The 12,817-nt window shown below is 59.5% G+C and carries 10 protein-coding genes; 4 read left to right on the top strand and 6 right to left on the bottom strand.

All coding sequences use genetic code 11. The features are described 5' to 3' along the window. Positions 1–12 precede the first annotated feature (12 nt). Both NDJ10_RS12310 and NDJ10_RS12305 read left to right on the top strand, forming a co-directional pair. Positions 13–921 carry a LysR family transcriptional regulator gene (locus tag NDJ10_RS12310; RefSeq protein WP_296162635.1) on the top strand — a complete coding sequence of 303 codons (909 nt, stop codon included), beginning with the start codon at positions 13–15 and terminating at the stop codon, positions 919–921. 15 nt (positions 922–936) lie between these two features. Beyond that, a complete protein-coding gene (locus tag NDJ10_RS12305; RefSeq protein ID WP_296162633.1) occupies positions 937–1,506 on the top strand; it encodes a restriction endonuclease in 570 nt (189 codons plus the stop codon). A 33-nt stretch (positions 1,507–1,539) separates the two neighbouring features. Here the strand turns inward: NDJ10_RS12305 and NDJ10_RS12300 are convergent, their stop codons facing one another. From NDJ10_RS12300 to NDJ10_RS12275, 6 genes are all read right to left on the bottom strand, one after another. After that, complete coding sequence (locus NDJ10_RS12300; RefSeq protein WP_296162630.1) at positions 1,540–2,460, bottom strand: DMT family transporter; 921 nt, start codon at positions 2,458–2,460, stop codon at positions 1,540–1,542. A gap of 13 nt (positions 2,461–2,473) precedes the next feature. After that, positions 2,474–2,905 (bottom strand): thioredoxin family protein, encoded by a 432-nt coding sequence (locus NDJ10_RS12295; protein WP_296162628.1) that lies wholly within the window; start codon positions 2,903–2,905, stop codon positions 2,474–2,476. Beyond that, positions 2,877–3,986: an ATP-dependent 6-phosphofructokinase gene (locus NDJ10_RS12290; RefSeq protein ID WP_296162627.1), complete on the bottom strand. Its 1,110-nt coding sequence runs from the start codon at positions 3,984–3,986 to the stop codon at positions 2,877–2,879. Before NDJ10_RS12290 ends, NDJ10_RS12295 begins: the two co-directional genes overlap by 29 nt. 159 nt (positions 3,987–4,145) lie before the next feature. After that, a complete protein-coding gene (locus NDJ10_RS12285) occupies positions 4,146–8,117 on the bottom strand; it encodes an EAL domain-containing protein (protein WP_296162625.1) in 3,972 nt (1,323 codons plus the stop codon). A 226-nt stretch (positions 8,118–8,343) separates the two neighbouring features. Further along, positions 8,344–8,967: a response regulator gene (locus NDJ10_RS12280; protein WP_296162621.1), complete on the bottom strand. Its 624-nt coding sequence runs from the start codon at positions 8,965–8,967 to the stop codon at positions 8,344–8,346. After that, positions 8,964–11,000 carry a PAS domain S-box protein gene (locus NDJ10_RS12275; RefSeq protein ID WP_296162619.1) on the bottom strand — a complete coding sequence of 679 codons (2,037 nt, stop codon included), beginning with the start codon at positions 10,998–11,000 and terminating at the stop codon, positions 8,964–8,966. Before NDJ10_RS12275 ends, NDJ10_RS12280 begins: the two co-directional genes overlap by 4 nt. 85 nt (positions 11,001–11,085) lie before the next feature. On the opposite strand from NDJ10_RS12275, the gene NDJ10_RS12270 reads away from it, so the two are divergent. Continuing rightward, positions 11,086–11,580 carry a LapA family protein gene (locus NDJ10_RS12270; RefSeq protein WP_296162617.1) on the top strand — a complete coding sequence of 165 codons (495 nt, stop codon included), beginning with the start codon at positions 11,086–11,088 and terminating at the stop codon, positions 11,578–11,580. A gap of 227 nt (positions 11,581–11,807) precedes the next feature. Next, entirely contained in the window at positions 11,808–12,815 is a 1,008-nt protein-coding gene (locus tag NDJ10_RS12265) for an ABC transporter substrate-binding protein (protein ID WP_296162615.1), read from the top strand. Positions 12,816–12,817: the final 2 nt, after the last annotated feature.

Genomic DNA, 12,817 nt, shown 5'->3' with positions numbered 1-12,817 from the left:
ATTCGATTTGACATGCACTTTGATCTGAAAGACCTGAAACTATTTGTCTGTGCCGCCGACGAAGGCAGTTTGACACGTGCTGCCGAGCGCCAGCATTTGTCGCTGGCAGCGGCCAGCACGCGCATCAAATCACTCGAAGCCCAGTCCGGGCAAACGCTGCTCTACCGGGAGGCGCGCGGCGTGCGCCTGACGCCGCCCGGTGAAGCGTTTCTGCACCATGCACGCGGCGTGCTGCGGCAAGTCGACCAGTTGCGCATCGACCTGCAGGAATACAGTGGCGGCCTGCGCGGCCACGTGCGGGTGTACGCCAATACCACGGCTGTGACAGATTTTCTGCCTGAAATCCTGCCCGGCTTCCTGTCAAACAACCCGCGCGTCAACGTCGACCTTCAGGAAAAACCAAACGCTGAAATCGCCCGCGGCGTACTTGATGGACGCGCCGACATTGGCATCGTGGCCGGCGCGGTCGACATGCTCAATCTGCAGGCAATCCACTTCAGCACCGACCGGCTGGTGCTGGTCACGCCGCGCAGCCACCCATTTGCCGGGCGCAAGTCGATCGCCTTTGCCGACACGCTGGACGAGGATGCCATCGGCATGAATCAGCAAAGCACCCTGCAAACTTTCCTGGCGCAGGTGACGGACAAGCTCGGCAAACCTTTAAAACTGCGCATCCAGCTCTCCAGTTTCGACGCCATGTGCCGCATGATCGGCGCCGGGGTGGGCGTGGGCATCGTGCCAGAAAGCGCCGCACGCCGCAACCAGAAGGCCATGGGTCTGGCGTTGATCGAGTTGACCGATGCCTGGTGCGTCCGCGAGCGTTACATCCTGGTGCGCGACCAGAACAAATTGCCGCCTTACGCCCAGTCCCTGATCGATACACTTTGTGCACATTACAGCCAAAGTGCCCCCAAGGTTTAAGAATTAGCCATTCCCATGAAACTGAAAATGTCCGAAAACTCGCTGTTTGCGATTTTGCTGCGCTCACCGTGGTGGATCAGCATGGCCATTGTGGTGGTGATCACGCTGTTGTCCTTCGCCCTGCTGCCCAAACCCTATGTCGCCTTTGGCGTGATGGGCGGCCTGCCGTTTCTGGTGATCGGCATCCTGGCAGCGCGCAAACAATGGCATACCCCCAGCCCGGCCCGCGTGACCGAGGCGCTGACGCGGGCAGGTGCCATGTCGTGGCGGGATTTTTCTGCCCTGATCGAGCAGGCTTTTCTCAAACAGGGCTACGCCGTCACCCGGCTCAACAACCCGGCGGCCGACTTCCAGCTGGTCAAGGGTGGCCGCGCCACGCTGGTGAGTTGCAAGCGCTGGAAAGCTGCCACCCATGGCATCGAGGCGCTGCGCGATCTGGTTGCAGCCAAAGAAGCACAGGAAGCGCAACAGTGCAGTTACCTCAGCCTGGGTCCCGTCAGCGACACCGCCCGCCGCTTTGCCAAGGCACAAGGTGTGGCGCTCGTTTTTGGCGTCGACCTGGCGCGCCTGCTGCTGCAAAAATAAGGGTGCGGGCCTGATCGTCGTGAGCTTGGCAGCTTATCGGCTTTCCCTGTTCACCAGCCAGATGCCCGAGCACACGAGCCCGAGGGCGAACACGTTCTTCCATTCAAGGATGCTCTCGCCCAGAAAGATGGCGGAAAGAACGGCGCCAAAAATCGGGATCAGGAAATTGAAGATGGTCACCATCCCGACGCGGTTGTATTTGAGCAGGATAGTCCATAAGGTAAAGGCCACGGAAGACAGCACGGCCAGGTAAACCAGCAAGGCGGTAGCTGCCGGCGTGAAACCGCTCAGCGTGCCGCCGGTCAGGTACCCGCCCAGCGTCAGTGCCAGGCCACCGATGGTCAGCTGGTAACCGGTCAACACCACCGAATCCATCGATTGCGAGACTTTCTTGCCGTAAATCGACGCCGCCGAGAGAATGAAGGCCGCAATCACCACAAAACCGTCCCCCAGCAGGCTGAAATCAAAATCCAGCAGATCCTTGTTGAAGTTGACCACCATCACGCCCACAAAGCCGACCAGGCAGCCGACTGCCTTGTTCAGACTCAAGCGGTCATTGTGGTAGATGAAATGGGCCAGCAGGACGCTGAAAAACGTACCCGTCGCGTTCATGATCGAGCCCTTGACCCCGGTGGTATAGGCCAGACCGACATAGAAAAAGATGTACTGGAGCGAGGTTTGCGTCAGCCCCAGCGTGGTGATCTGGCGCAGTTTTTTGCCGTCCAGATTGAAGATCGGCCGATGCGTCAACCTCGCCATGAGCAACAGCAATAAACCGGCGATCACAAACCGGTAGCCGGCAAAAACCATTTTGGACGGCACGTCGTCTGCGCCAATGGCAAACAGCGCATAGCCATTCTTGATGGCCGGGTAGGCACTGCCCCAAAGCAGGCAGCACAGGCAGGCCAGCAGGAAAACCACCTTGCGGCTGGAGAAAAAAGGATGTGTGTTCAAGCGTGGGTCCGGATCATGTAAGGTGAGAGGGCGCAACCGGCTGGCTGGCCTGAATCCGCGCCACCGCCGCGCGCAATTCCGGATCGGCCAGTGCCACGGCCGCAGCATCTGCTGCTGCGCTGCGCACCAGACGCTCCAAGGTTTGCGGCTGCGGCGTGAGCGGGCCAAAAAAGCGCGGCGCGTTATCGACGGCAATCAACAGCGTGGGAAAGTCATCCACATCGAGTGGATGCAACAGGTCAGCCTCGTCCTCCACATCCAGCCAGATAAACTGGGCCTGCGCAAAATCCGCCTGAATGGCCGCTTGCACCTGCGCAAAGCTGCTACGGTAGTCGCGGCAGACACCGCACCATTCAGCGCACAGGCAAACCACCAGCAAGCGCGGCGCGGCATTCCTGCCCTCGGTCAAAGCAGCCTCAATCACCAAAGCAGATCCCCAAGTCACGTCCGGTTTGCAAGGTGTCGCAGTCCAGCGGCACGTCCTTCATGCGACCGGCCACCTCTTCGAGCGCCACGTAATCGACACCGTGAAAACCTAGCGCCACCATGATGCCGCTCTGGCCTTCGTCCAGCGCCCGTACCGCCGCCGCGCCAAAACGCAAGGCCGACAGACGGTCAAACGAGGTCGGGCTGCCGCCGCGCAACAAATGGCCCAGCACCACCACACGGGCATCTTTGCCAGTGCGCTCGGCCAGCGCATGGGCAACGCGCTCGCCCATGCCGCCCAGACGCTCGGCATGGCCCATTTCTGCCGGCGCCTGCAACTCGCGATGGCCGTCTTGGGGCTGGGCGCCTTCGGCCACCACCACGATGGAATACAAACGCCCTTCGCTGTCACGGGCACGCAGTTTGGCCGCGATTTTGTCGAGGTCAAAAGGAATTTCAGGAATCAGAATGGCGTGCGCATTGCCGGCAATGCCGGTGTGCAGGGCAATCCAGCCGGCATAACGCCCCATCACCTCGACCACCATCACGCGCTGGTGGCTTTCGGCGGTGCTGTGCAACCGGTCCAGGCACTCGGTGGCAAAGCCCACGGCGGTATCAAAACCAAAGGTCGTGAATGTCTTATCGAGGTCGTTGTCGATGGTTTTGGGCACACCTACCACGCGCAGGCCTTTTTGGTGGAGCGCGTTGGCGATGGTGAGTGAGCCATCGCCGCCAATGGACACCAGCGCATCGATCTCGTGGGTGGCAAAGTAGGTCAGGATTTCATTGGAACGGTCAATCTCGCGCACGCTGCCATCAGGCATATTGACCGGAAAATGCAGCGGATTGCCTTTGTTGGTGGTGCCCAGAATGGTGCCGCCAAGGTGACCAATACCGCGCACCCGGTCGCGCGTGAGCCGCGCCACGCCGCCTTCCGAGTAGCGTTCGGGAAAAAGGATGCCGTTAAAGCCATCACGAATCCCGTAACAATCCCAGCCCCGGTTGGCGGCGGCAATCACCACCGACTGGATCACCGCATTGAGCCCGGGCGCGTCGCCGCCACCGGTATTGACCGCAATGCGTTTGATGGGTTTTGTCATGCCGATATCCTTGCCAAGATGAGCGCCTGCCGGCGTGTCCATGGATTGTGCCGCATCACGGCGCAAGGTCCATGGCACCGATGGCGATCGGCAGGTGCATCGCGCCAGCCCGGCTAGGCGCAACAACACGACCAACGAAGCCGACCCTTTGGCTTTCTTTCAGTTCGGAGACAGAAATCTTGCTTCAAACTCCTCGCACGGCACCGCTTTGCAGAACAGGAAGCCCTGAATTTCGTCGCAACCCAGTAAAGTTAACAAGCGCGACTGCTCCTCGGTTTCAACCCCCTCGGCCACCACCTTGAGCTTGAATGCATGGGCCAGCTTGATGATGGTCGACACCAGCGCCAGCCCCTCGGGCCCGACGGTCATCTCGATGATGAACGAACGGTCAATCTTCAGCGTGGTGACCGGCAATTTGGCCAAGTAGCTGAGCGACGAGAAACCGGTGCCGAAATCGTCGATGGCGATGCTAATGCCCATGGCGCGAACCGCCTGCAGGATGGCGATATTGCGCTCGACATCTTCCATGACCAAACTTTCGGTGATCTCCAGTTCCAATCCCTCTGCCGCATGGGGATCAACGGTGATCTTCCGCTCGATCTCGGCAATAAATCCGGGATTGCGCAGTTGCAGCGGCGACACGTTCACCGCGATGCGCACCGCAGGCCATCCCGCGCTGCGCCAGCGCAAGGAATCCGCGATGGCTTGGCGCAACGCCCAGCGCCCCACTTCGTAGATCAATCCGGTTTCTTCCAGTATGGGGATGAACTGGCCCGGCGGCACCAGGCCGGTGCGGGGATCGTTCCAGCGAATCAGCGCCTCGGCGCTGCTGACCTTGCCGCTGGCAAGGTTCACTTTAGGCTGGTAATGCAACACGAATTCCCCGTTGTCGATGGCCTGGCGCAGCTGGTTTTCCAGCGCGAGCTTGCCGGCCACCGCTTCGGTCATTTTTTTCGTATGGAACAGGTACCGGCTGCCACTCTTCTTGGCCAACTTGAGCGCGGCTTCGGCGTTTCTGAACAACACGTCAACATCGGTGCCGTCGTCTGGATATATCGCGATGCCCACCTTGGCAGCGATGCGCAAGGCGTGCATGTCATTGAGCTGAAAAGTATGGAGCAGCAAGGCTTCGGACATCTTGTCGAACAGCTTGGACAGTTCACCGTCCTGACGGATTTCGGGCAGCACCACCGCAAAATGGTCTGTCTCCAGCCGCGCCACCAGATGCTCGCCGTCGAAATGGCGCGCAAGCCATTGCGCTACCTGCTTCAGCAATGCGTCCCCGGCTTGTCGGCCCAGGCTGTCATTGATGTTCTTGAAGCGCTCCAGGTCAATCATCAGCAAGGCAAGTTGATGGCCTGCGCGTTTCGCACGGCTCATGAACTGCGACACACGATCAAGAAACAGGGTGCGATTGGCCAAGCCGGTGAGTTCATCGTGGTAAGCGAGGAAATTCAGCCGTTCCTGTTTGTCGAGGTGATTGACTGCAAACGCGATGTCCCCGGCCAGCTCTGTCAACAGCCTGATCTCATCCGCATGAAAAAAATCGATCTGGGTTGAGTACAGCGCAAACGCCCCGACCGCCTCCTGCTCGATCATCAGCGGCAAAATCATCAACGAGCGGACCCCGGCATCGGTGTATTTTTTGCCCAACAAAACCCTGGGGTCGTTTTGCGAATCGTTGGACACGATGGCGCTTTTTTCCCTGATGGCTGTTGCGACCATGGTGTTGGAGACATCCATTCCCCGCGACAACAGCTCGTGAATATTGGCCTTGAGTTCCGCGTCTTTACCCTCCGACACCACCGAGATCACTTGCTTCATGGCCGGATCCAGGATCACCAGCAAGGCCATGCTGAAGCCGCCCGTCTCGACCGCAATACGGCAAGCACCCCGGAACAGCTCGTCACGGTCCTGTACGTGCACAATCAGCGTGCTGATGCCGCTCAGCATGGCATGCACGCGGTTGAGATAGCTGATCCTGGCTTGCGCCGTCTGGCGCTCGGTGATGTCCTGGCAGGTCCCGATGGCTTTTTCCGCCTGCCCCTGGTCGTCAAATAATACCTGCCAGTTTTCTTCCACAAACTTGATCCGGCCATCCGGCGTCAGCAAACGGTGTTCGATGCTGCAAGGTGAAGGGCTGCCAGGTGCGGGCTGCCCAAGCGAATTGGTGAATGCCTTCGCCACCGCCTCGCGATCCTCCGGATGCACCCGTTCCAGAAAGGCCTGATGGGTGGGCTTGAGCTGCCGGGGATCGGTTTCAAAGATGCGATGTGTTTCTGCCGACCAGACGACGGCACCGGTGGACGGGTAGGACTCCCAGCTGCCCACTTTGGCGATGCGCTGAGCCGCCAGCAAACGGGATCGTTCGATCTCCAGCAACCCAGCCAGAGCGCGCTGCTCTTGTTCGCTGGTTTCCAGCGCTACCTTCGCCCGCTTTCTTTCGGTGATGTCGCGAAAATACCAGATGCGTCCATAGTACTTGCCGTCGGCTCCGACAGCCGGGGAGGAATACCGTTCGATGACCCTGCCGTCTTTCAGCGGGACTTCCTCAAGGCTCCGTTCGTCGCGGTGTTCGAACAAATACTTGACCCGGGCCAGAAACGCCTCCGGATTCTCGGTCTGATCTAAAACCGACTTGAGCACGGGCGTGTCCTTACCGGCGCTCACCAGCTGCGGCGATAAGCGCCAGAGGTCGATGAATTGATGGTTGTAGGAAATGATCTGGTCGTTTTCGCCGATCACCAAAATGCCATCCAGCGAGGTTTCCTGCTGCGTCTGCAGGATCGTGTTCTTGAACTTGATTTCGCGCGCGGCATGCAGCCGTTCCTCGTCGCGCGCAAGATTGTCGAGCGCGAAGGAAATATTGCTGGCAGCTTCTTCCAGCAACGCGATTTCCTTGTCGCGGAAAAAACCAGACTCGCTCGCATAAACACTGATCGTTCCGCATACCACGCCCTTCAAGCGCATCGGGAAAACCGCCAAGGCACGGAAACCGCGCGGCATAAACTCGTCCCGCCATGGCAGCATGGATGGATCGTTGGCCATATCGTTGCTGATATAGGGCTGCTCGTTACGGAATGCCATGCCACCCGGGCCGCGGCCTTCCGGCCGGTCATCCACATATACTTTTACGCTACACCGATAACCACTTTCATCACCGCACTCGGCCACGGGTACCAGCAATTGTGTTTCCGGGTCATGCCAGCCGATCCAGGCCATGCGAAAGCCGCCATGTTCAACCAGAACACCGCAGATTTTCCGGAATAACACGTCGCGACTCCTGGTTGTTACGATCGCCTTATTGATCTGGCTCAATGCCGCGTAGAGGCTGGAAATTCGCTCGATCTCTCGCTCATGCTCCTTCAGCACAGTGAAGTCGCGCGCGATCTTCGATGCGCCGATGATTTTGCCTGTGGCATCACGAACCGGGGATATGGTGATCATGACGTCAACCAGGCGTCCATCCTTGGTTTTCCTCAGCGTTTCAAAGTGATCAACCTTTTCGCCACGCTTGATCTTCGCCAGGATCCAAGCCTCTTCATCCTGTCGATCGGCAGGGATCAGGCGCAAAACGGAAGTGCCAACCATCTCTTCGGCGCTGTAGCCAAAAATCATTTCCGCGCCGATATTCCAATTGACGACAGTGCTGTTCAGGTCCTTGCCGATGATGGCGTCTTGCGAGGATTCGACGATCGCCGCAAGCCAGGTTGAAACCGATTGGGCCTGTTTGCGATCGGAAATGTCGCGAACCATCGCGAGCAAATTGCCTTCGGGCAAGGTGGTCGCAAACACTTCTGCACCAAAAGTCGAACCATTCTTGCGCCGGAACTGCCATTCGCGGCAGTAATTGAATCCGGCTTTGATATCGTCCAGTGCCGGCCCGATATGCTGGATCTCGTCTTGCGCAACGATGTCCGAGGCGTGCAACCCGATCAGCTCGTCGCGAACATATCCCAGCATCCGGCACATGCTGGGGTTAGCGTCGATGTAATAACTGTTCGGGTCGGCAATCAGAATGCCATCAGGTGAATGTTCGAACAGCGTCCGGTAGCGATTCTCGGCCACCGGCAAACGCAGTGTTTCAACTGCCCCGATATTCGAGTTATCGCTGGGGTGATTTGTCTTCATGGTGCTCGGTTTTCACGACTTATAGCACCAATTGAAAAGCACGATAGTCCGTTGTGCTGTGTGTGTTCCCTGGCATTCGCGGCAAAAAATTCGGCAGAGATTTTTTCAAAACACCTCCTGCTCGTATGTAAACCGGGTTTGATGACGTCCCGGTTACCACCATCGGGGGCACGGTCAGCCAGGGCGTCAGGCTCACATGCAGACAGGCGGCGTGGCGCCCGAAGGTTCAGCCCAGCGGCTGCAAACGCCCGAGTTTGTGCGCCAGTTCAACGGCTGAATCCACTCCCATTTTTTCAAAAATGTTGGCCCGGTGAAACTCCACCGTGCGCGGCGTGATGCCCAGGTGGTCGGCAATGTTCTTGTTGTAATGGCCGCGAATGAGTTCGTCGAGCACTTCGCGCTCGCGCGGACTCAAGCTGGCCAGCGCCTGGCGCAAGCGCTGCGTCTCTGAATCATCGTGCTGCGCAGCATGGGCTGCCGCCAGCGCCTGCTGCACACGATCCACCAGTTCGTTGTCCTGGAACGGCTTTTCCAGAAAATCCCAAGCACCCTGTTTGACGGCCGCCACTGCCGTACCGACATCGCCATGACCGGTCAGAAAAAGCACCGGCCAGGGGCAACCCAAGGCTTTGAGCTGGTCGAAGGTCACGCTGCCCGACAGCGGCGCCATGCGCATGTCGAGCAACACCACCGCCTGCCCCCAGTCGCCCTGCAAGGCACGCGCGGCCTCCAGAAAGGCCAGGCCGCCATCCCAGGTGGCGCTTTGAAAACCGCGTGAATCAAACAGCCAGGCCAGGCCGTCACGGATGTCGGGGTCGTCGTCGACGATGTGCACGCGGGGACGGGTCATGGCAGCTCCTTCCTTGAACGGGGTTTGGCCAGCGGCAGCTTGACAGTAAAACGGGCGCCGCCCAGCAGCGGGTCGCGGCTGACCTCGATGCTGCCGTGGTGAGCCTCCACAATCGAGCGGCAAATGGCCAGCCCCATGCCCATGCCGCCCTCCTTGCGGCTGACAAAGGCATTGAAGATGGTGGCCTGGGCCTCTTCGCTGACCCCCGGGCCGGTGTCGGCCACGCTCAGCACGGCCATGCCCTGGTCCAGCCGCAACCCCACCCAGACTTGCGCACGCTGGCCGCCATGGGGTGCCCAGTCTTGCGCGTTGGCCACCAGATTGTTGACCAAATGTTCAAACAGCAGTTCGTCAGCATCCACCCAGACCGGGTGATCGGGCAGCGCCCAGGCAGGGACAATGGCGCTGTCATCGTCAAACAGCACCAGCACGCGCTGCAAAAATGCCACCATGTCCAGGCGCTGCGGCGACAGCTCGCGCTTGCGCGCAAACGCATTGACACGCTGGATGATGCCGCCGGCGCGCTCGGCCAGCCGGGCCATGCGCGCCACCACCGGCAACAATTCGGCCAGGTCGATGTTGCCGTCATTGAGCCGGTTGAGCAGGCCATTGGCAAAGCTGCTCAAGGCGCCCAGCGGCTGATTCAGCTCGTGCGCCAGGGTGGAGGCCACTTCACCCACCGCCACCAGACGGCCCGAGGCCTCCAGTTTTTCCTGCTGCTGCGCTGCCATGCGCTGGGCGCGTTTGCGCTCGCTGATGTCAAGCACCGAGCTCATCCAGCCAATTTGCTCACCGGCAGCGGTATTCAGCGGCGCTTCGTGGATCAGCACATCAATCAAGTGGCCGTCGGCGTGCTGAAACTGCACCTCGACCCCTTCACCGCTGGTGCCCTGCGCCAGGATGTCGTCGTGCACCCGCTGCAAGGCATCGATTTGCTCGGCAGGCCAGTACGGAAACGGAAAGGTGTGGCCAATCAGTTCGGCCGCGCTGTAGCCAACCAGGCGGCAAAAGGCATCGTTCACATACAAGATATTTCCGCCCAGATCCCAGGCGCGCAGACCAATGGTGACCGAGTTTTCCATGGCCGTGCGCAGCGCGACCTGGGCCTGCAACAATGACTGCACCTGCTGGCGCTTGATAATGTCACGGCGCAGGGCATACAGACTCACCAGCATGCCTGACAAAAACAACAAGGCGACCAAAAAGAAAATACGCGGCACCGTGGTGGGTTGTGCCTGGGTCAGCGCCACCTGCACAAACAAATCAGTGCCGGGCAGGTCAAGCCCCGCGCGGTAAGCGCTATCTTGATCTGCTTCTGTGCTGGATTCATCCGTCAGCAATTGCACACGGTGATCCTGTTTGAACCAGCCCGGCACCACCGCCGTCAGCGCGTGCTTCAAAGACACAGCCACCAAATAATTGCCGGCGAACTGGCCGCGGTCAAAAAAGGGCACAGCCAGCCAGACCACATCGGTCGCGCTGCCATCCGCATGCAGCATCAAGCCGGCGTAAGCCGCGCGGCGCAAGCCCTGGCTGGTGCTTTGCATCAATGCCAAAGCCACTGCGTTATCGGGGTGGGCATCCCAGTCCATGGGCCAGCGTTCAGGGCCCACGCGGGGGTCATTCAACTGACCTGCCCCAATCCAGCCACTGGACAAAATCACGCCGGGTTCACGCCACAACAAACCGGCCTTCAGGTCAAGCGCGCGACCTGCCGACGGGTCTCCCACCCCCGCGCTCATTTGCACGGCCTGGCGCGACAGCACCAGCAGGTCATCTTCCAGCCGCCGAAAATGAAATTGCACGCTTTGCTCCAGCCACTGGGCTTCGGCAGCACGGCGGCGGGTTGCTTCTTCAGCCTCAAAGTTGTTCAGGTAGAGCAGCAAGGTGGCCACCGAAGCCAGCAACAGGGCCAGCAAGCCCAGCAGCCACCAGAGCGCACGCCGGTTGCGACTGCCCGTGCGCGCGGCTGACTGTTGCAACAGGGCAAAGTCAAACGAGAGGTCGGCGGGGATGGCAGTGGATTGGGTCATGGATAACCAGGAGGTGCGTGAGGCGCATGATAGTCTTTGGTGTACCCTAACAGGCTTGTGTCACAACTCTCGTCAGGAGCTCGCCATGCGTATCCGCAGTTTACTTTTGCTTTTGCTCATCACGCTCATTGCCGCTTTTACAGCGCTCAACTGGCATGTTTTTCTGGCCGACACGCCTTTGTCCTTGGGCGTCACCACCTGGCAGGCACCGCTGGGGCTGATCATGCTGGGTTTGCTGATATTTGTGGTCGCGTATTGCCTGATCTACGTGCTCTACCTGCAGTCCAATGTGCTGATGGAATCGCGCCGCAACGCCAAAGAGTTGCAAACCCACCGCGAGCTTGCCGACAAGGCCGAGGCCTCACGCTTTACCGAACTGCGCAACTTTTTGGAGGCCGGCATGAAGCAGCGCGATGCACAGGATAAAGCGACACAGCAAGCGCTGATGGCCCGACTCGACACCATGGAAAACACTTTGCGCACCAGCGTGGAACAATCAGGCAACTCGCTCAGCGCCTACATCGGCGAACTGGAAGACCGCCTGACACCCGATAAAAACGAGCCCGCCGCAACACGATAAGACCGACGACACACAGCTCCAAACCTCCTTCATCTCGGTTGGTGCATATCAACCCGGCTTGATATGCTTGCCTGAATATCAACAGGCGTTAAAATACATTTGTGCAAAAGTAATTTACTTGCTTTTCTCAAGCACAAACATCCCGCCCCCATGGTTTGAAACATCACGGCATGACTGCCGCGGCAGCGGTGTTTGTATTGATTTTTCACCCGTTTTCAGGAGCCGTCATGAAAAAACTCCCCAACCTCTTCGCCCTCTTGCTGGGTACCGCTGCGGCGGTGACCCTCATCCCGGGCGCCCAAGCCCAATCGTGCGGCCGCGTCACCGTGGCCAACATGAACTGGCAGTCCGCCGAAGTGCTGGCGCACATTGACAAGCTCATCCTGAGCCGCGGCTACGGTTGCGATGTGGAACTGGTGCCCGGTGACACCATGCCCACCCTGACCGCCATGATGGAAAAGGGCCGACCCGATGTGGCGCCCGAGGCCTGGATCAATGCGGTGCGCCAGCCACTCGATGCGGCCGTGCAAGAAGGGCGTCTGCATTACGCGGCGCGCTCGCTGAAAGATGGCGGCGTGGAGGGCTGGTGGATTCCCAAACACGTGGCCGATGCCCACCCTGACATCAAGACCATTGATGACGCCCTGAAGCACCCCGAACTGTTCCCGGCGCCAGAAGCCAAAGACAAGGGCGGCGTGCACAACTGTCCGGCCGGCTGGAACTGCCAATTGACGACAGGTGCCGCTTTCAAGGCATGGGATGCCGCCAACAAGGGCTTTGTGCTGGTCAATACCGGCTCGGCTGCCGGACTGGACGGCTCGATTGCCAAAGCGAATGAGCGCAAACAGGGCTGGCTGGGCTACTACTGGGCGCCCACCTCAATCCTGGGCAAGTACGACATGGTCAAGCTTGACGCAGGCGTGTCGCATGACAAGGCCAGCTTTGAGGGCTGCAACACCAAAGTCGATTGCGACCAACCGGTCAAAACCGACTGGGCCAAAGCCGAGGTGTTCACGGTGCTCACCGACCGCTTCAAAAAAACCGGCAGTCCGGCCATCGGCTACCTGGAAACGCGCAGCTGGGGCAACGACACCGTCAACAAATTGCTGGCCTGGATGAGCGACAACCAGGCCAACGGGCAAGACGGTGCCAGATATTTCCTGAAAAACAACCCCGACATCTGGACGGCCTGGGTCACGCCTGAGGTTGCCGCAAAAGTCCAGACCGGTCTTTGAGC

Source organism: Rhodoferax sp., from assembly GCF_023700745.1.
Lineage (GTDB): Bacteria > Pseudomonadota > Gammaproteobacteria > Burkholderiales > Burkholderiaceae_C > Rhodoferax.
Note: the sequence above shows the minus strand (reverse complement) of the source record. Positions and strands in the feature narration are given on the sequence as shown.